Below are 18,502 nucleotides of genomic sequence, written 5' to 3' on the forward strand. Positions count from 1 at the left end.
TCCTTACCTCTCATCCATGCCGATTTTGTGTCCCTGACATTTCTACAACCCGAAACGTCGCAGTAAAGACCAATTCTCCCTGAACCTTGGTCTCCACGCGCACTTTGCACTCGTCTCCATTCCGGCTGCGCACCACTGCTTTTGCCACCAGCTTTTCGCCGATGCGCACAGGCCGCACGAAGCGGATTCGGGCGGTTGCGGTCAAGGCCACATCTGCATTAATCACTGCTACTGCCAACGAGTTGGCCTGGGCAAAAATATAGTGCCCCCTGGCAATCTGCGTCTTCGAAAAAACATGCTCTTCTTTTATTTCCAGTACGGAAATGGCTTGGGAATCGAGCTGCAAGTCGATGATCTCGCCGATGACTTCGTCAATCCCCAGCGATTTTACGGGGTCGAGACTTTTTTCGGCAACCGATTTGATCCGCTCGCGCAACTCGGGAATCCCAAGCTCCAATCGGTCTAAACGTATTGTTTGAATGCTGACTTGAAATAACTCAGCCAGATCCTCGTCCGTCGCAAATGGATTATCCGCCAGCGACTGCACCAAGCGCGTCTGGCGATCTTTTTTTGGCAAGCGGGCGATGCGAAACACCCCCCTAGCGATATTCTCAATGGATATGTATGATTGCGAGCTGTTTTTAATACCAGGTACCAAAACAGTATAAGGGAGAACGTCGGCAATTACAAGTAAAGTTCTTGAAAATGTGTCTCTCACGCGCGGCAGGCGTCTTTTTCCATGCAAGCAAAAAAGGGAAGATTCTTCCCGCAAGAAGAACCTTCCCTGATAAATCCACCTGCTGTCACGCGGGGCTCCCCTTCACGCCAGCCAGGTGAAATCTATCCCCTTTTTGAAAAATCGTCGTCCGCTTCGCCTGCTACGATGACTTCCACTTCGCTTTTTTCCAGCGCCTCTGCCATTTCCGGCCCCGGCTCGCGGTCCGTCACGAGCATGTCGATCCGCTCCAGACTGGCTACGCGGTACAGCATGCTTTTGCCGAACTTGGAGTGGTCAGCGAGAACGATTACCTGATCGGCCCGTCTAATCATTTCCCGGATGAGATAGCCTTCATCCTCATCCGTCGAGACCAGGCCGCTCGTCGTCAATCCGCACGCGCCCACCAGCAGCTTGTCGACGTGGTAATCGGCAAGGTTGGCAACGGTGCGGCTGCCGTGCACACACTGGTCTTGCGGGTTCACGTCCCCGCCGAGCAGCTTCACGAGCACGCCTTCCTTGCGCGCCACACTGGCCGCTGTCGCGATTGAATTCGTGATGATGACATGGTCTTTCGTCTGCAGCGATTCTACCGCCAGTTGTACAGTCGTCGACGCATCGAGCAGCAAGTAATCACCGTCTTTTATCAGCCGGGCTGCTGCCTGGGCAATCCGGCGCTTGCCCGACAGGTCGAGCTGCATCCGCTCCTGGTGGGAATAGCTTTTTTTGCTCAAACGGGGCAAAATCGCTCCGCCGCGTGTTCGCAAAATCTCGCCCTGCTCCTCCAGCTTGACGATGTCGCGCCTCGCTGTGTCGCGGGAGACAGAAAACTTTTCCATCACTTCCTGCACACTGATGCGCTGATGCTGTTGCAAATACTGCAAGATCGCGGCCAGCCGTTCCTCTTGGTACATCGCGATTTCACTCCATCCTCGCCTTTCTCCTTCATTTTAAGGCATTTGCACATTTCAAGCAATATATACAAGCATTAATAAGTAATGATAAGTTAAATGAGCGCACAAAAAAAGCAAGGTGATTACTCACCTCACTTTTTACGCAGCAAAGCTTACTTTGCCACTTTCACACCTTTGTAGTGACCGCAGCTTGGGCAAACACGATGCGCAAGTTTGTATTCGTTGCAATTATCGCATTTGATCATGCCTGGAATCTCTAATTTGAAGTGCGTACGACGCATTCTTTTACGGGTTTTGGAAGTTCTCCGTTGAGGTACTGCCATCTTCCTTACACCTCCTTCAACTGACAAATGCTAAGATGCTCTATTGGGTGGATAGTATAGGCAAAATGCTATGCCATCCTTCAAAAATGAGACGCTGCATCCGAAGATCGGCGCCTCACCTTGAAAACGATAGAATACTACTTGCTGTCCTTGAAAAAGTCAGCCAACCCGGCCAAACGCGGGTCGATCCGCTCATTCCTGCAGCTGCATGCCGTTTCATTGCGGTTCACGCCGCAAGTCGGGCACAATCCTTTGCAGTCCTCCTCGCACAACGGGAAGGTCGGCATCGCAAGCAAAAAGTCCTCTTGCAACAGAGCGGTCAGCTCGATTTCGTCACCTTCGAGCGGAATCATATCGCTGTCTTCATCCTCACCCAACACCGGATCATCGGCTGGTGCAAAGGTTTCGGAGAAGTCGACTGCTGCATGATGGGTAAAAGGCTTCAGACACCGGGCGCAGACAAAATCGACGTCGGCTCTCATGCTGCCTTTTACATAGTAGAGATTGCCGAGCTGTACAGCCTCGCCCTCTGCGTTCACAGGGGTAATCCCGCGAATTTCCTGATGGCGATTTTTCAGTTCCGCTGCATCGAGCGTCAACTGAAACGGCAATGGCTCGCCTTTTCGGTGTTCCAACTCTGCCAACTTAATGTTCATAGCACTTCACCTCATGCACAACAAGGATGATTATAGCCCGTGCAAAAAGCTTTGTCAACCATTTTTCCTTGACAGCTTGTTTGCTCAGGAAGTTTTCGGCTTTCGTCCATCCAGATACGCAATCGCATCCGCCACATTTTTGACGGGAACGATCTGCATGGAGGTACCGATCCGTTTGGCGGCCGCCAGGGCTTCCTGATAATTGGAGGTTGCATCAGGCGTATCCTGGGGCGCAAAGAAAATCTCTGCCCCCGCCTTGTCGGCTGCGATGACCTTGTGGCTGATCCCGCCGATTCGGCCTACAGTCCCATCCAATGAAATCGTGCCTGTACCGGCTATTTTGTAGCCTTTTGTCAAATCTTTTGTCGTATCGAGCTGATCCAGTATCTCCAGCGTCATCATCAGTCCGGCAGACGGGCCACCAATGCCCTGCGACGCGATGGTTACTTTTTTCGGAATCACGATCTGCTGCTTGTTGTCAGGGCGCACCCCGATCCCGACGGATTTTGACTCCGGCAGTGGTACCAAGGTTATCACCGTTTTGGCTTCTTGTCCATCTCTCGTGTATGTAATCTCCACCTGATCGCCAGCCTTTTTGCCGGAGAGAACCTGCAGCAAGTCTTTGGCTTCGGCGGTGCGAACCCCGTCGACTGCGGTAATGACGTCTCCGATTTTCAGCACTTTTTTGGCGGGCAGGCCGTCCAGCGTCCCCATCACCCAGACGCCTTCCTTCTCGACCTTCACCTCGTAGCCCGCCAGGCGAAACGCGACGGCTTCGGCGATTTTTTGCGAATTGTCCATTACAGCCTGCTCGCGGCGGACGAAATCTTCGTTGTCCTCACCTTCGCTGACTACCAGCTGCTTCGGCATCAGTTCCGCGTCAGCGGCCAGGCTGGCGTAGATGTACCAGGCCAGGTTGGCCTCGCCCATTCGCACGGTGGTGAGCATGAACGAGCCTGACTCGTCCTTTTTGCCGCCCTCCACGTCAATCATCGGCGCAAGTTCAATCGCCGAACCTGGTCGGGTTACATAGTAATTGGTCGGGATAAAAAAAGAAAGTCCAACCACCGCAAAGACCAAGCCAAAAATCCAGCTAAAGCCTCGACTTCCTCTTGATCTGCTTCTTCGTCCATTCAGCTGTTCCTCGCTCATCGGCTTTCCTCCCAGTTCGCAATCAGTTGCTGGATGCGCTCTGCCTGTGCTGCACCCTCGCGTTCGCCCAGCTCAATAATTTCCTCTACGCCAGAGTAGGCGATACTGCTATAGTGTCCAACATCCGGGCGGATTACGATGTCAGCGGCGATGATCCGATGGCGCAGAATCTCCCTTTCCATGACATCGATCGTCTGCGCGATGACATCAAAGATGCTGCCCACTTTCATCGGCGTATCGACCTGCGCGACGTCGACGGCAATGACGATGTCTGCTCCCATGTCTTTTAACACCGTAACGGGAACCCGGTCGATGACTCCCCCGTCAACGAGCAGCCGTCCGTCTACCTTTTCCGGAACAAAAATGCCCGGAATGGAAATGCTCGCTCTGACCGCCTGATCGATCGGTCCCTCGCGAAAAACGACCCGCTCGCCCGATTCGATGTCCGTCGCTACAATCGCAAGGGGTTTGTTCAGCTCCTCGATCCGCTTGCCGTGCGTGAGCAGCTTAATCAGTTGCTTGATTTTTTCACCCGCGACAAAACCCATCCCGGGTACAGTCAGGTCAAGCCAGTGCTTGCGCTTGAGGTTTTGCGCCAGCTTTCCCATCATGTGCGGCTCGATCCCGTTCGCATACACCGCCGCGATCAGACTGCCCATACTGCTGCCTGCGAGCATGTCGATCTCGACACCGTGCGCCTCCAACGCTTTCAGCACGCCAATGTGCGCAAATCCGCGGGCTCCGCCTGAGCCTAGCGCCACTCCCACCACTGGCTTTCGCTTCGCCGTCATGCAAACACCTCCTGTAACAGCCTATGTGTCCACTCCCGGTTCTTTTCACACTTGAAAGATACAAGCTCACGCATAGATCATCCTGCTGACACGTAGACATGTACTATGATCTTTTCGTCGACACAGGAGGATTCCATGTCACGCCACTCACCGATTTTCACCCTGTTGCTTGCGCTCTCGACAGTCGCGCTCGTCCTGACATTGGTGATGTATTCGCAAATTTCGTTTGAAGCCGCCGTCCGCGGACTCAAAATCTGGTGGGAAGTCGTCTTTCCCTCGACCCTTCCGTTTATCGTCCTCTCGGAAATTTTGATGGGGCTGGGTGTGGTTCACTTTGTCGGCGTGCTCCTCGAACCGTTGATGCGCCCCTTGTTCAATGTGCCCGGCACAGGCGGGTTTGTGCTCGCCATGGGCTTTTCGTCGGGCTATCCGGTAGCCGCCAAGCTTGCGACCCGCTTGCGCCAGCAGGGGAACTTGTCGCAAGCGGAGGGAGAGCGGCTCGTATCGTTTACGACGACAGGCGATCCGCTGTTTGTGATGGGGGCGGTCGCCATCGGCTTTTTTCACAGCGAACAAATGGGGATTGTCCTGGCCGTGACCCATTATTTGTCGGCAGTCATCATGGGTCTGATTTATCGCTTCCACGCACCGTTTGCCGCCGTGTCAAAGCCATTGGAAAAAACGAGCCTGCCTTTGCCGCTTCGAGCGCTGCAAGCGATGCACCGGGCGCGCATCCGCGACGGTCGACCGTTCGGCAAGCTGATGGGCGATGCCGTGCAGTCCGCGCTGAACACGCTGTTCATGATCGGTGGCTTTATCATTGTGTTTTCCGTCTTGATCCAGTTGTTTGCCGCGATTCACCTGACACAGATGACTAGCACGCTGCTCGCCATCTTTCTCGGCCCGCTCGGATTTCCGCCCGCCTTTTCCAAGGCGATCATCGCCGGGCTGTTCGAGGTCACGCTGGGCGCACAAGCCGCCAGTGTCGTGCCTGATGACGTTTCCATGGTCTGGAAGGCCGCGATTGCAAGCGCCGTCCTTTCCTGGGGCGGGCTTAGCGTTCACGCGCAGGTTGCGAGCATTCTCAGCGAAACCGATATTCGCGTCGCGCCCTATTTCATCGCCCGTGCCCTGCACGCCTTTTTGGCGGCAATCCTGACCTTTGTCTTCTGGAATCCGCTGGTCAATGTCAGCACCTGGTTTCTGGACAAAAGCGTCCCGGTCTTCGTTCCTACTACATCCGGAATACCAGAAACGAGCTGGTGGGAAACGATTGCTTTTTCCGGCACACTCGCCGCAGGCGTAGCTGTCCTGCTCTTTGCAATCAGCCTGCTGGCCCGTTATTTGCAAGGCGGCAAAACGAGATAAACAGCGTCTTGTCGTTTACAACTGGGCCAGTTTGCGCTTGAGCGCCGCTTCGACTTCCGGCGGCACGAGATCGGCCACACTCGCCTTGTATCGCGCCACTTCCTTCACGATGCTGGAGCTTAAATACGAATATTGGTTGCTGGTCATCATGAAAAAGGTCTCGATCTCTTGATCGAGCTTTTTGTTGATCGAAGCCACTTGCATTTCGTATTCAAAATCGGAGACGGCCCGCAGACCGCGAATGATGACTTTGGCTCCGCGCTTGTTCATGTAGTCGATCAACAGCCCGTCAAACGAGTCCACTTCCACATTATCCATGCCCGCTGTCACCTGGCGAAGCAGCTCGACGCGCTCGTCTACGCTGAACAGGGAATTTTTTTTGGAATTAATCAGAACCGCTACGATTACCTTGTCAAACACCTTGGCACCCCGGCTGATAATATCGAGATGTCCATAGGTGACAGGATCAAAGCTTCCAGAGCAAACGGCGATCGCCATCTTGCTTCCTCCTTCTCGTGTGCTGGTTGAGCAAAGCTCGCTTACCCTTCCTCTTTGGCTTGCGGATCGTAGTAATACAGGGTGACAGCCGTATCGCCGTAGGTCGCTTCCCGATCTTTGACACAGTCGCCAATGGCATCGGGAAAAGAGTCTTTGCTGTCGTGCTCGGCCACGATCCAGGCACCGTCGGCGAGCAGGCCAAACGATTGCAGTTGCCCGATTTCCTCCACGATCCTCTGCTTGGCGTAAGGAGGGTCGAGAAATACCAGGTCAAAAGGCTGGCCGCGTTTGGCCAACTGCCGGATTGCCCGCTCCGTATCCATGCGGTAAAGCTCTGCGTACTCGTCCAGTCGGCAGGTGCTGACATTTTGCTTGACGACGGAAAATGCTTTTGCATCCCGTTCGACAAAAACCGCCTTGTCCGCTCCCCTGCTCAGCGCCTCGATGCCCAGGCTGCCGGTTCCGGCGTACAAATCCAAGGCCCAGCCTCCCTCAAAATACGGGCCGATCATATTAAAAATCGATTCCTTTACTTTGTCGGTCGTCGGCCGCGTCCCGACTCCTGGGACGGCCGCCAGTTTTCTGCCTCTGTGTTCTCCCGCGATGACGCGCATAATGATTTCACCTGTTTATAAAGAAGTTATACGGTATAAAAGCTGATACCATACTATCACAACTGCCTACCCCCGTAAAATTGGCGACCTTGAAAATTTATGCCGCAGATGATGTATATCTCGTACAAAGATTGGAAAACATGATGATAGCGACGCAACGGTGTCGCTGACAACCGCGGAGAAGACTTACGTTTCCCCATAAGCTCTTCCTCCGGTTTCTCCTCTCCCATAATTGAAAGGCAGTTCACTTTGGCGCACGGCGTGTCTGATAGGAGCATTCCGTGCCAGCGCTCCCCACGCGGGAGGAGTTGAACTGCTACCCCATCGTCATGTGGCGAAGGGGTATTTTTTTTGCCTGCATGGGGAACAAGATACTTGCACCGATCTTACGAGGGGGAATCGACATGGCAGAAAAACAACCGTCCGCCCAAAAGCTGAAAGCATCCAAGGCCCAATCCATTGCCGACCGCACCGGAATCGGTGTCGAGCAAGCGCGGGAGATGCAGTCGCGCGCGGACCAGTCGGACATCGTCAAACACGGACAGTAATGAGAAAAGCAGCTTGACGCTTGCCAAGCCAGTCGCCTGAACTCGCGGCTGGCTTTTTCCATGCCAGATGAATGTCAATGTTTGCCCGCCTGCTTTTCCCTTGCGCCATCCTGCAGCCACCTGCAAACAATAAACAAAACAGCCTGGAGTCAAGTCACCTACACGCCAAATTCGGTCCGTACTGGAGGAATCATATGCATACCGTCTGGAAAGGCTCAATCAGCTTCGGTCTGGTCAATATCCCCGTCCGCATGTTTACGGCCACGGAAGAGCGGGACATTCGCTTTCGCCAGCTGCACAAGGAATGCAACACCCCGATCAAATATTCCAAAATGTGTCCGCATTGCCAGCGGGAAGTGGAAACAAGCGAAATCGTGCGCGGGTACGAGTACGAGAAGGGTCATTTTGTCATCATCGAGGACGACGATCTGGAGGCGATCACGCCCGAGACGCGCCGCGCCATTGAAATTCTCGATTTCGTGGACTTGACGGAGATCGACCCGGTTTATTTTGACAAAAGCTACTTCCTATCTCCGCAGGAAACGGGGGAAAAGGCGTATGCGCTGCTTCGCGCCGCCATGGAGCAGACCGGAAAAATCGCCATTGCCCAGGTGACGATGCGCAATCGGCAAAGTCTCGCCGTCATCCGGCTGTACGAGCATTGCATCATGCTGGAAACGATTTTTTACCCGGACGAGGTGCGCCCTGTTCATCAGGTGCCCGCTTTGCCGGATGCTTCTGTCCCCCTCGCCGAAAACGAGCTGAAAATGGCCACCGAACTGATCGCGAATATGACCGTCCCGTTCGATCCTGCCAAGTACACCGACCAATACCGCGTCGATCTGCAGGAAATGATCGAGAAAAAGCTGGAGGGCCAGGAAATTGCTACCGCTCCGACGATTGCGCGCACGAATGTGATCGACCTGATGCAAGCCCTGAAGGAAAGCCTGGCTTCTACTGCAGGCCAAACGAGCAGCCCCGTAAAGCTGGAGCCAGAGCCAACCCCGGCAGCCACGCAGCCGAAAGCAGGGCGCAAACGGGCAACTTCTGCAAAGCCCGCTGCCAAGACAGCTTCAACTGGAAAAGAACCTGCAGGGGAGCAAAAACCTGCCCCTGCCCCGACCTCGACAACGAAAACACTTCGCCGCAAAAAGGCCACTCCTGTGTAAAAGAGGAAGGAATCGTTTGTCTAGTCATAAGATAAGCGGAGCGTTTGCTGGCTTTTAGTGGTCGGAAAAAGCTGGCTTACGCTTAAGCAATGGCAGCAACGTCTTAGCTTTACTGGATGACATCTGTAGTTATCACTACTGGCTTCTTTTGCCCAAGAAGATATGTTACAGCCAAGCGCATAAAGGCGCATTGAAAGTCTGCCTTACCAGGTGTTGCCTTGGGATTGCCCCTAGAAAGGGGCTTTTTTGTACGCTTGGCAAACTGTTTGACACCCTTTGGCAGCTTCTTCGCCGCTTGACACATGAATACCCCCAACTCTAGGTGATTGTCCTTTCTTTTGATTTGTTCGCAGTATAGGCACTCGTATGTCGGGCAAAATCGACCCTTGCAAGTGGTTTATGCTGTTGTTTTCCTTGATGCCATTCACTTTAAGGTAAAATAGGACGGAGCTATCTTCAATAAAGCAGCCTATATGGTAATTGGAATTGACCCTATCGGAATAACTGGGACGAGATTGCTACCTTCTTTCGATATCCTCCAGAGATTCTAAAGCTGATCTATACAACAAACGTGATCGAAAGTTATCATCGACAGCTTCGAAAGGTGACAAAAGGAAGCCATGTTTCCCACAGACGATGCCCTTTTGAAGATGTTCTATCTTGTAACCATGGATGTTCTGTGAAAGTGGACGGACGAGTCCAGAACTGGGGCCAGATTCTCTTACAGCTTTCCGTTTTCTTTGAAGATCGGGTACAGCCGTACATCCGTTAATAAAAATGAAAGGCTTCATCACCGAAAGGATGACCTTTCTCTCCACCAACGCGTCAAGGGTTCGCTTCGCCTTACGCCCTTGACTCGATTGGGTTCAAAAAAGATGTCCCAATTAGGGGATGAAACCTTTTTATATAGCGGTTGATTGAGTTTACACAAAAACCTTGACAGACCCCGCTACCGCATCCCGTCACACTAATCGACCAAGTTCAATTCAACCAGTATAGATTGCCGAATTTGCTTGGCTTCTGATCTCCTGCACGTTTAACGGGTGGTGCGCAGCGGGTAGGATTTTCCTTTGATTAAAGAAAAACTTTGAAAGGCGTAATCAACCAATTTCTAAGAGCATAATTACGTACAAATCTGAAATCTACATTTTATGAATGGATTTTTGCAAGGAAATCTTCGAGCATTTTCCTTACTGGTATGCTAGCAGTAGGCAGTAGGTCATTTACACGTTGTAAAATCTGGGGATTATCCAATATCATTTTTTTAATTTCCTGACTTGAATAACTTCTTAGTGTGTCAATACATATCTCGAATAATTCCTCATCATTAGTATTGAGCAAAGAGATTAGGATAATAAGTTCATGTACACTACACTTATTATCCAAACAATATGCTACTTTTCTCTGCCATTCTATTGGTTTACTAAGCACTTGATTAGATAATTCTTCCCAATCACTTGGGCTAAACTCTGAAAGCATTTCGCTTGCTATGACACAACCATCATCGTACCAAGAATCTACCGTTGTATCAGCAGATAAAAGGTTATCTAGTTCTTTGTACATATTTGGTGCCTCCACATATATTTGAATTAAAAACCTGATGGGCGAGACCCGTTTACCGTACCTGTTGGATAACCGCTTGCTGCAGGGACAATCGTATCGACAGCTTCATCGTAATCCTTTTTGTGAGCATCCGCGTAAGTGACAGCTTTATCGCCCCACGCCATTACAAGTTCCACGAAGTCATCATCTACGGGTGGGCCTTCCAAAGCTGCAGCCATTTGTCTAAGCGGCTCCACGCCTTCTTTCGCAAACTGCTTTGCACCCATCGACAACTCCTGTGCCGCCTTGTGCACACCTCCCGGCAACTCGCTGGCGGCTTTTTTCATCGCGGCTGGCACTTCGCCCAAAGCGGATATCCCTTTGACAAAATCCCCCCACATGCTTCGTTCTTCTGCCGGCTGTTCACCTTCTGGCGCTTGTCCGGCATTTGCGGCCGGAGCGGGACACGCATTGGCGCCGTTTGAAATGCTGACACCACCCAAGTCCTGGCCATCGTCTTCGATTTTGATTTGTCCGCAGTACATGCACATGTTCGTGGATTTGTTCAGGAGGGCTGGAAATCCGTCCACCAACTTGTCCGCTTTGCCATCCAACCAAGGCATCGTCACCACTGGCATGCACGGCATCGGGGTGAGCACCCCGTTATTGGCTGCTGTGGCTTGGGCAACTGTCGGATTGCGCAGACTGCTGCATTTGCCGAAGGGCATGATGTTATCCATCGGTTTGAAGTCCATGATGTTCATCTGTGGCTTGCCTTTGACGAATACCCCGTGACTGACCGGCATTTTCAACCGGCTTAATTGGCTTCCTTGGCTGCAGGACAGAATCGCGCCTGCTACGACATAGCTTTTCTTTTCGCCGCCGCTGGGCATCTGCACTTGAATGTCTTCAATATTTGCCAATGATATTCCTCCTCTCCGCCATCGGTCCTAAATAGATTGGAGGATTCTTGCTGTTTCGTTTAACGCTTTGTCGCTCCATCCAATTTGTACATAAAATGGAAGTTGAATCTACCTTATCAAATATCGGATGGTTTCCACTCTTTTACAATGAACAAAAAGTCATGAAAGAATGTTTATTCGTAGGATTTAAGAACAAAAAACTTTAATTTTTATATGCACAAAAAAACCTGCCCCAGCTGGAGAGCACTGCAAAACACTTCCTTTATATGGAAAGTGAAGGCGTTTCTTTGCTTCGCTTCGTTGCCAGCCCACTATGGGGCTTATCTGTCCGTTCCGAGACGTTTCACGGGGCGGGGGCTCAACATCTGGGTTTCACAATGAAGTGAGACTAACGCCCCCTTCATCCCCGTGTCCACGTCTCTACGCTGGAAGGCTGGCAAAGGCGCTCCGCAAATAAAACGCCTCCTATTCCAAACTCCATCAGCTTTTTGGCTTTGAATGATTGCCAGCACCTCGCGGTGCTGGTTTTTCGCTATAATCAATATTAAGAAAATGTTCAAAGGACATGTTGCCATGCTATCTGCTGACAGACAATTGAAAGCCTCATTTCATTCAGAACTTTACAATTTAATTCCCGAAGACCATCTTCTTCGAAAAATCAACGAAGCTGTGGACTTTTCGTTCATTTACGAGTTAGTTCGTCCATCTTATTGTGAATATTACGGAAGACCAGCGAATGAACCGGAACTTCTGTTTCGTCTTTTATTTCTGCAGTATCTTTATGGCTTATCCGATGAGCGAATGATTCAAGAAGCACAAGTAAACCTCGCGTATAAATGGTTCTTGGGGTTGAATCCTGAGGATACTTTGCCCGATCCGTCACAATTATCCCGATTTCGGAATCATCGCTTAGGTGCAAGCCAGATTAACGAAATCTTACAAGTGCTTGTAAAACAGTGCGTAGAAGAAGGCTTGATTAAGTCAAAAACACTCATTGTCGATGCAACACATACTGTTGCTTCCACTCAAAAGAAACGGCCTTTGGACGTGTTGCAGGAAGCCGCCAAACGGCTCGTACGAGCCGTACTTAAAAAGCATCCAAAGCTGGAGAAGAAACTTCCTCGTCCTCCGAAGTGTATGCAAGGCGATGTCGATGCGGCAAAAGTGATGCTACATTACCTCGCTGAACTGGGAGAAACGGTAGAAAATCTCCTTCCTGATCATGAAGGGGCCATCTCCGAAAAACTCAAGCACGCAAAGCAAATCGTGGAAGATGAACGGTTACTAGCAAACAAAGGCATCATGTCTGCGATTGACCCAGACGCGCGTTTTGGCTGGAAAAGCAATACCCTCTCCTTTTTTGGCTACAAAGAGCATGTAGCGATGACAGAAGAAGAGATCATCACTGCGATTGAAGTTACGGGTGGAAGTGAAGATGATGGCAAACAACTGCCAAAGCTATTAGAGCAAACAGAAAAGACAGGTATGAAGATTGAGGAAGTCATCGGAGACACTGCTTACTCTGGAAAAGACAATTTAAATCTCCTTGCCTCAAAAGACATTCAACCGATAGTCCCCTTAAACCCAATTGTCCATTCCGGAGGAATGAAACAGGAAGGCTTTACATACAACAAAGACGCCGACTTTGTCATTTGCCCAACCGGAGAGCACAGTATACGAAAAGCGGTACAAGGGAAGAAAAAATCCGGGCGCAGCCGTTCTCTTGTCTTTTACTTTGATGTGGAGAAGTGCAAGACATGTCCACTTCGCGAAGGATGCTACAAGCCTGGTGCCAAAGCAAAGACTTATTCCATTCGTATGGTGGCGGAGCACTATCAAGAGCACATGAGGTTTGAGGCAAGCACCACCTTCAAAGAGCGATCGAAGCGTCGCCGGATCATTGAGCACAAAAATGCTGAATTAAAAAGATTTCATGGATTGACCAGGGCAAAATACCGTGGTTTATTTGGTATGCGGATACAAGCATACTTAACGGCATTCGTTGTAAACGTAAAGCGAATGGTAAAGCTAATAAAGCAAATGCAGCCAGCTTCGTAAGAAGTAAGGCTGCATTCTTTTTGATGCCGTCGGCATCAATTATTGACATGAACCCATTATTAAAAACCGAGAGAGCACTTTTGCAGTGCTCTCCAGCTGCGGACAGGTTTTTTGCTTATCATTTTACGATCTGCTGTTCCGGTTCAATATGAATGTGAACCGTATTGATCTTGTGCACACGTTTCATCCGTTCTTCGATATTTTCGGTGATGGTGTGGCTTTCCACTACGTTCAACTGCGGATCGACATGGATCACGACGTCAACGAGTACACTGCTGCCGTGATAACGCGCCTTAATATCACTGATCGCTTTCACCCCGGGAATGGAGACGATCGTCTCCCTCAACTTCTCCAGTTGCCCCTCGTCAAAGCCATCGGTCAAACGATGCGTTGCCTCCCGGAAAATATCCCACGCTGTCTTCAAGATGATGACCCCGACCACAAAGGCTGCCAGCGGGTCGAGCCAATGGAGCTGGAACTGGGCGCCCGCCACTCCTACAAACGTCCCGATGCTGACGAAGGCGTCCGAACGATTGTCGGCTGCGGCCGCGAGCAGCGCCTGGCTGTTCGTTTTCACGGCGAGCTGGCGATTGTAGCGATAAACCCCCAGCATGATAGCCGCTGTCGCCAGCGCCGTCCAGCCCGCAAGCATGTCCGGAGCCGTGTGGTTTGTATCAAACAGCGTCGGAACTGCCCCTGTAATGACCTCCAGTCCGACAAACAGCATGATGAACGACGCGACCAAGGCAGAGATCGTCTCTGCACGAAAGTGACCGTACGGATGGTCGCGATCCGGCGGCTTGCGGGCAATGCGCAGCCCGATCAGCACCGCAATCGATGCCACCACGTCCGTCGAATTGTTCAGCCCGTCTGCCATCAACGCTGCCGAGCCCGTCAGCGCAGCCACTCCTATTTTCAACGCCGAGCAGAAAATATAGGCGATAATACTGACCCACGCGCCCCGCTCTCCCTGCTTCAGATCCGAATATACATCCACACTCATCACCTCAAAAAATCTCCATCGCCCTATTCGCAAAAAAGCCTTGGAACAGAACGTACGAAAGCAGTTTCCCGTTTTCGAATTTCATCGTAACAGACGCAATTCGTGTGGGTCTACAGAAACAGTTTTAGTCCGATTCACGAGTATAGAAGGGGGGAAAATATGTTGCCCTGCGGCAATTTTTGTTGGAAACTTTTTCTTGCCAATATCGGGTCATGTCCGGTATCCTAAACTTGCAATCACAACCAAAAACAAGCACGGGAGCTTGGAAATCACCAGGCTGAGAGGATGGTACTGTGCCATCGACCGTTGAACCTGAACTGGGTAATGCCAGCGGAGGAATGTCCATATGACAGATGAGCGGCGTGTATCTTTTTTTCGATACCCGTCTCTTCTCTGCTCTCGCGTCTGGCGTCGCATGCTCCCATGCGGCGTTTTTTCGCGACGGGCCTCTTTCGCCTCCCTACAAGGTTCGCGCTTTCGTGCAACCACGCCAAGGAGGTTTTTTTATGTCATCCATTTCATCTTTTCCTGGAAGCCGCAAAGTATACGAAGTAGGCAGCCGCCCCGACATTCGCGTGCCGATGCGCGAAGTTACGCTATCGCCTTCCAAGGGGCTGTACGGTGACACGCCTAACCCGCCGATTCGCGTGTACGACACGAGCGGCGAATACACCGCCGAAGGCTATGTTGCCGACATCAAAAAAGGGCTCCCGCTCGTGCGTCAGCGCTGGATCGAGGAACGCGGCGATACGGAGTGCTATGCAGGCCGCGAACCGAAGCCTGTGGATGACGGACTTCGCAACTTCGACAGCGCAGAGAAAATATCCGCTTTCCCGCGCGAAGGCTATCAGCCGCGACGGGCGAAGCCAGGCAAGACAGTCACCCAGCTTCACTACGCCTGCCGTAACATCATCACGCCGGAGATGGAGTTCATCGCCATCCGCGAAGGCGTCACGCCGGAGTTCGTTCGTGCCGAGGTGGCGGCAGGCCGGGCGATCATTCCCGCCAATATCAATCACCCGGAAGCGGAACCGATGATTATCGGCCGGAATTTTCACGTCAAGGTCAATGCCAACATCGGCACCTCTGCCGTCAGTTCGTCGATGGAAGAGGAAGTCGAAAAAATGATCTGGTCGGTGCGCTGGGGCGCGGACACGATCATGGACCTGTCGACCGGAAAGCACATCCACACGACGCGCGAGTGGATCATCCGCAACAGTCCTGTGCCTGTCGGAACCGTCCCGATCTATCAGGCGCTGGAAAAGGTGAACGGAAAAGCAGAAGAACTGACCTGGGAAATCTACCGGGATACACTGATTGAACAAGCGGAACAAGGCGTCGATTATTTCACCATTCACGCCGGCGTCCTGCTCCGCTACATTCCGCTGACCGCGAAGCGCGTGACCGGGATCGTCTCGCGCGGCGGCTCCATTCTGGCTGCGTGGTGTCTCGCCCATCACAAGGAAAACTTTTTGTACACGCATTTTGAAGAGATTTGCGAAATTCTCAAGGCGTACGACATCAGTATTTCCCTTGGCGACGGCTTGCGCCCCGGCTCGATTGCCGACGCGAATGACGAAGCCCAGTTTGCCGAATTGGAAACACTCGGGGAACTGACCAAAATCGCCTGGAAGCACGATGTGCAGGTCATGATCGAAGGACCCGGCCACGTGCCGATGCACCTCATCCGCGAAAACATGGACAAACAGCTTGCGCTCTGCCACGAGGCGCCTTTTTACACACTCGGGCCGCTGACGACAGACATCGCCCCCGGCTACGACCACATCACGTCGGCGATTGGCGCCGCGATGATCGGCTGGTTTGGAACCGCGATGCTCTGCTACGTCACGCCCAAAGAGCATCTCGGTCTGCCGAACAAGGAAGACGTGCGCAACGGTCTCATTGCCTATAAAATTGCGGCCCACGCAGCGGATTTGGCCAAAGGCCACCCGCGAGCGAAACAGCGCGACGATGCCCTGTCCAAAGCCCGCTTCGAGTTTCGCTGGAACGATCAGTTCAACCTCTCGCTCGACCCCGAGCGCGCCCGCGAATACCACGACGAGACACTGCCTGCCGAAGCAGCGAAGTCCGCACACTTTTGCTCGATGTGCGGTCCGAAATTTTGCAGCATGAAAATCTCGCACGACATCCGCAACCAGGCACAGGAGCAGGAGGAGATCGATCCTGCGGCCATCGCAGCGGGTCTGCAAGAAAAAGCCCGCGAATTTCGCGACCAGGGAAGCCAACTGTACAAATAAGTCCCCGGAGGTGGCTGGCAAGTGAAGGAAGCTTTGCGCTTGCGAGCAGAGATCGCTCGCCTGGAGGGTGACCTTGAACGTCTGAAACGCCAATTGCACCTTTTGCAAAATGAATGTGAGCATGAGTTCATCGAGACCCCGCTCGCCCGCACCTGCACCAAATGTCTGCAAACGGAAAGTCTCTATTATTAGGTAAAAAAAGACCGCTCTCCTTGAACGGCAGTTCCGTTCAGGGAGAGCGGTCTGTTCTTTTGTTCGGATCAACCTGAGCTTTTGACTTGCAAAGGCAGCCCTTCCTTGTAATACAGCTCAGGCGACAGCAGGATAAAGAAAATATGGACATTCGTGAAACCTTGTTTTTGCAAAATCCGGTTCATCGTGCTGGCTATTTCATCGTGTTGCCTTTGCTCCCTGGGAAACATCATGATTTCCAAGGACAGCGGACTATTCGTCAACTGCTCGACCAGAAGCAGCTCCAGCTTGACCTTTTCCTCGCTCACTTCTGCGATGCGGGCAAACTCTTCTATGATAAGGGGGGATACCGATTGCAGCTTTTCTTTTTCAAAGCCTTTAAAGCGAAGAAATGGCAAGTCAATTCCTTCTTTCCGGAACGGACAGCTGCCGACAGCAGCGGCGCTGAAACAGTTCCCAAAATCATTACCTTAGCAATTATAAACTACAGTCTATTTCTGCATCAATGAAGAAAAAGAATAAAGCGCCAGAAGACAAAAAAAGGACTATATCCGAAAAACAACTCTCTCCTTGCGAGCTTGTGGTGGACGTACCACGACAGGAGGTTGCGAGTCAGCCAGATATAGTCCATCCATACTTTTTCCAACGCGTTTTCGATCGTGTATGGTGATTCGTGAACTGTCCCTTAGTATAACGCAAATACAATACTTAATCAATAAAAAAGTTTCGTAAAAATTCATGTAATACCCTCCGTCCCGACATGTGCATAGACGAAGGCAAATCGTGACACGGTACAAATGGCAAGTACAATACACATACAGGAGGCTACCATGAAGCTTACGCCGGTTATTCCATTCGAGCCGACGACGACGGATGAAATCGCCGAAGGCCCCGAGTGGATCGCACAGGTCAAATGGGACGGCATCAGGCTCTTGACGTACTACGACGGCCGCTCCGTCAAGCTGTATAACCGAAAGACTAACGAGCGCACACTGCATTACCCCGAGATTGCTGCGATCTCCGAGTATTGCCGAGCTCAATCTGTCATCCTCGATGGCGAGGTCATTGCGCTTGGCGCTGATGGCAAGCCTTCCTTTTATGAGGTCATGCGCAGGGACGGCATCAGACGGATGGAAAAAGTCGCTTTCGTACAGCGTCAGGTCCCCATCTTCTACATGATTTTTGACGTCCTGTACGCAAACGGCGAGTGGGTCACTGCCTGTTCCCTGGCAGAACGCCAGCGCCTTTTGCAAGAGCTCGTCTCCCCGACGCCTACGGTGCAGCTCGTCGACAATTTTGCCAGCGGCCGGGAGTTGTTTCGGCTGATCGAGCAGCAAGGGATGGAAGGCGTTATCGTAAAAAATTTGACCAGCACATATGCCATCAACGGAAAAGACGCGCGCTGGCAAAAGAAAAAAAACTACCGCGATTTGATCGCTGTGGTGGGCGGAGTCACGATGCGGGATCAGACCGTCAATTCCCTGCTTCTCGGGTTATACGACAACAAGGGAGCTCTCTGGTACATCGGCCATGCCGGAACCGGAAAGCTGACCCAAAGCGATTGGCGGAGCTTGACGGACAAAATTCAACCGCTGATCCAGGCCGACATGCCTTTTTGCAACAAACCGGAACGCATGGGCACAGCGATCTGGCTAAAGCCGCAGCTCACAGCCAAAATCCAATACACGGAGTGGGCAAGCGGACACTCGCTGCGCCAGCCGAGCATCCAAGGCTTCGTCGACATCCCTGCCCGCCAATGTACGTTTGAAACGTGATGG

The 18,502-nt window shown here is 51.9% G+C and carries 19 protein-coding genes, 2 pseudogenes and 1 riboswitch; of the genes and pseudogenes, 8 read left to right on the forward strand and 13 right to left on the reverse strand.

Annotation, left to right across the window (positions count from 1 at the left end; genetic code table 11):
• Positions 1–10: 10 nt before the first annotated feature.
• The 6 genes from fapR to AAFJ72_RS13150 all read right to left on the reverse strand — a co-directional run bounded on the left by fapR (position 11) and on the right by AAFJ72_RS13150 (position 4,551).
• The gene (gene fapR, locus AAFJ72_RS13125; RefSeq protein ID WP_122905732.1) at positions 11–595 is read right to left on the reverse strand and encodes a transcription factor FapR; all 585 of its coding nucleotides are present in this window, start codon (positions 593–595) and stop codon (positions 11–13) included.
• Positions 596–840: 245 nt separating this feature from the next.
• Positions 841–1,629 carry a DeoR/GlpR family DNA-binding transcription regulator gene (locus tag AAFJ72_RS13130; RefSeq protein WP_432774269.1) on the reverse strand — a complete coding sequence of 263 codons (789 nt, stop codon included), beginning with the start codon at positions 1,627–1,629 and terminating at the stop codon, positions 841–843.
• A 152-nt stretch (positions 1,630–1,781) separates the two neighbouring features.
• Positions 1,782–1,952, reverse strand: coding sequence for a 50S ribosomal protein L32 (gene rpmF / locus AAFJ72_RS13135; RefSeq protein ID WP_122905734.1), 171 nt, complete (start codon positions 1,950–1,952; stop codon positions 1,782–1,784).
• Positions 1,953–2,089: 137 nt separating this feature from the next.
• Positions 2,090–2,608: a YceD family protein gene (locus AAFJ72_RS13140; protein ID WP_432774270.1), complete on the reverse strand. Its 519-nt coding sequence runs from the start codon at positions 2,606–2,608 to the stop codon at positions 2,090–2,092.
• An 84-nt stretch (positions 2,609–2,692) separates the two neighbouring features.
• A complete protein-coding gene (locus AAFJ72_RS13145) occupies positions 2,693–3,760 on the reverse strand; it encodes a SepM family pheromone-processing serine protease (protein WP_432774271.1) in 1,068 nt (355 codons plus the stop codon).
• Entirely contained in the window at positions 3,757–4,551 is a 795-nt protein-coding gene (locus AAFJ72_RS13150) for a patatin-like phospholipase family protein (protein ID WP_122905737.1), read from the reverse strand. The genes AAFJ72_RS13145 and AAFJ72_RS13150 overlap by 4 nt, the downstream gene beginning before the upstream one ends.
• Positions 4,552–4,686: 135 nt before the next feature.
• On the opposite strand from AAFJ72_RS13150, the gene ylbJ reads away from it, so the two are divergent.
• The gene (gene ylbJ, locus AAFJ72_RS13155; RefSeq protein ID WP_432774272.1) at positions 4,687–5,919 is read left to right on the forward strand and encodes a sporulation integral membrane protein YlbJ; all 1,233 of its coding nucleotides are present in this window, start codon (positions 4,687–4,689) and stop codon (positions 5,917–5,919) included.
• A 15-nt stretch (positions 5,920–5,934) separates the two neighbouring features.
• Here ylbJ and coaD read toward each other — a convergent pair whose 3' ends face one another.
• The gene (gene coaD, locus AAFJ72_RS13160; RefSeq protein ID WP_432774273.1) at positions 5,935–6,417 is read right to left on the reverse strand and encodes a pantetheine-phosphate adenylyltransferase; all 483 of its coding nucleotides are present in this window, start codon (positions 6,415–6,417) and stop codon (positions 5,935–5,937) included.
• Between the two features lie 41 nt (positions 6,418–6,458).
• Positions 6,459–7,031, reverse strand: a complete 573-nt coding sequence (gene rsmD / locus AAFJ72_RS13165; protein WP_432774274.1) for a 16S rRNA (guanine(966)-N(2))-methyltransferase RsmD — start codon at positions 7,029–7,031, stop codon at positions 6,459–6,461.
• 404 nt (positions 7,032–7,435) lie between these two features.
• Here rsmD and AAFJ72_RS13170 point away from each other — a divergent pair, with 404 nt between their 5' ends.
• Positions 7,436–7,579, forward strand: coding sequence for a hypothetical protein (locus AAFJ72_RS13170; RefSeq protein WP_432774275.1), 144 nt, complete (start codon positions 7,436–7,438; stop codon positions 7,577–7,579).
• On the opposite strand, the gene AAFJ72_RS13175 is transcribed toward AAFJ72_RS13170, so the two are convergent.
• Complete coding sequence (locus AAFJ72_RS13175) at positions 7,563–7,688, reverse strand: hypothetical protein (RefSeq protein WP_432774276.1); 126 nt, start codon at positions 7,686–7,688, stop codon at positions 7,563–7,565. The two genes, AAFJ72_RS13170 and AAFJ72_RS13175, sit on opposite strands and share 17 nt — an antisense overlap.
• A gap of 85 nt (positions 7,689–7,773) precedes the next feature.
• Here AAFJ72_RS13175 and AAFJ72_RS13180 point away from each other — a divergent pair, with 85 nt between their 5' ends.
• Both AAFJ72_RS13180 and AAFJ72_RS13185 read left to right on the forward strand, forming a co-directional pair.
• Positions 7,774–8,748 (forward strand): Ku protein, encoded by a 975-nt coding sequence (locus AAFJ72_RS13180; protein ID WP_432774277.1) that lies wholly within the window; start codon positions 7,774–7,776, stop codon positions 8,746–8,748.
• Between the two features lie 493 nt (positions 8,749–9,241).
• Positions 9,242–9,520: pseudogene (locus AAFJ72_RS13185) on the forward strand (transposase); the annotation flags it as partial.
• A 377-nt stretch (positions 9,521–9,897) separates the two neighbouring features.
• On the opposite strand, the gene AAFJ72_RS13190 reads toward AAFJ72_RS13185, so the two are convergent.
• Together AAFJ72_RS13190 and AAFJ72_RS13195 are read right to left on the reverse strand one after the other, a co-directional pair.
• Positions 9,898–10,311, reverse strand: coding sequence for a hypothetical protein (locus AAFJ72_RS13190; RefSeq protein ID WP_432774278.1), 414 nt, complete (start codon positions 10,309–10,311; stop codon positions 9,898–9,900).
• Positions 10,312–10,790: 479 nt separating this feature from the next.
• Positions 10,791–11,183: pseudogene (locus tag AAFJ72_RS13195) on the reverse strand (DUF4280 domain-containing protein); the annotation flags it as partial.
• Positions 11,184–11,786: 603 nt separating this feature from the next.
• Between AAFJ72_RS13195 and AAFJ72_RS13200 the strand changes: the two are divergent.
• Positions 11,787–13,271, forward strand: a complete 1,485-nt coding sequence (locus AAFJ72_RS13200; RefSeq protein ID WP_432774196.1) for an IS1182 family transposase — start codon at positions 11,787–11,789, stop codon at positions 13,269–13,271.
• Positions 13,272–13,389: 118 nt separating this feature from the next.
• On the opposite strand, the gene AAFJ72_RS13205 is transcribed toward AAFJ72_RS13200, so the two are convergent.
• Positions 13,390–14,268, reverse strand: coding sequence for a cation diffusion facilitator family transporter (locus AAFJ72_RS13205; RefSeq protein ID WP_432777193.1), 879 nt, complete (start codon positions 14,266–14,268; stop codon positions 13,390–13,392).
• A 251-nt stretch (positions 14,269–14,519) separates the two neighbouring features.
• A riboswitch (TPP riboswitch) is annotated at positions 14,520–14,630 on the forward strand.
• A 150-nt stretch (positions 14,631–14,780) separates the two neighbouring features.
• Between AAFJ72_RS13205 and thiC the strand changes: the two genes are divergently transcribed.
• Positions 14,781–16,532, forward strand: a complete 1,752-nt coding sequence (gene thiC / locus AAFJ72_RS13210) for a phosphomethylpyrimidine synthase ThiC (RefSeq protein WP_432774279.1) — start codon at positions 14,781–14,783, stop codon at positions 16,530–16,532.
• A gap of 21 nt (positions 16,533–16,553) precedes the next feature.
• Positions 16,554–16,724, forward strand: coding sequence for a hypothetical protein (locus tag AAFJ72_RS13215; protein ID WP_170163462.1), 171 nt, complete (start codon positions 16,554–16,556; stop codon positions 16,722–16,724).
• 68 nt (positions 16,725–16,792) lie between these two features.
• On the opposite strand, the gene AAFJ72_RS13220 is transcribed toward AAFJ72_RS13215, so the two are convergent.
• On the reverse strand, positions 16,793–17,122 hold the full coding sequence (locus AAFJ72_RS13220; RefSeq protein WP_122905746.1) for a DUF1904 family protein: 330 nt from the start codon (positions 17,120–17,122) through the stop codon (positions 16,793–16,795).
• A gap of 432 nt (positions 17,123–17,554) precedes the next feature.
• Between AAFJ72_RS13220 and AAFJ72_RS13225 the strand changes: the two genes are divergently transcribed.
• Positions 17,555–18,499: a DNA ligase gene (locus tag AAFJ72_RS13225; protein ID WP_432774280.1), complete on the forward strand. Its 945-nt coding sequence runs from the start codon at positions 17,555–17,557 to the stop codon at positions 18,497–18,499.
• The last annotated feature ends 3 nt before the right edge of the window (positions 18,500–18,502 follow it).

The sequence above is a fragment of the Brevibacillus gelatini genome (assembly GCF_050920745.1).
GTDB lineage: Bacteria > Bacillota > Bacilli > Brevibacillales > Brevibacillaceae > Brevibacillus > Brevibacillus gelatini.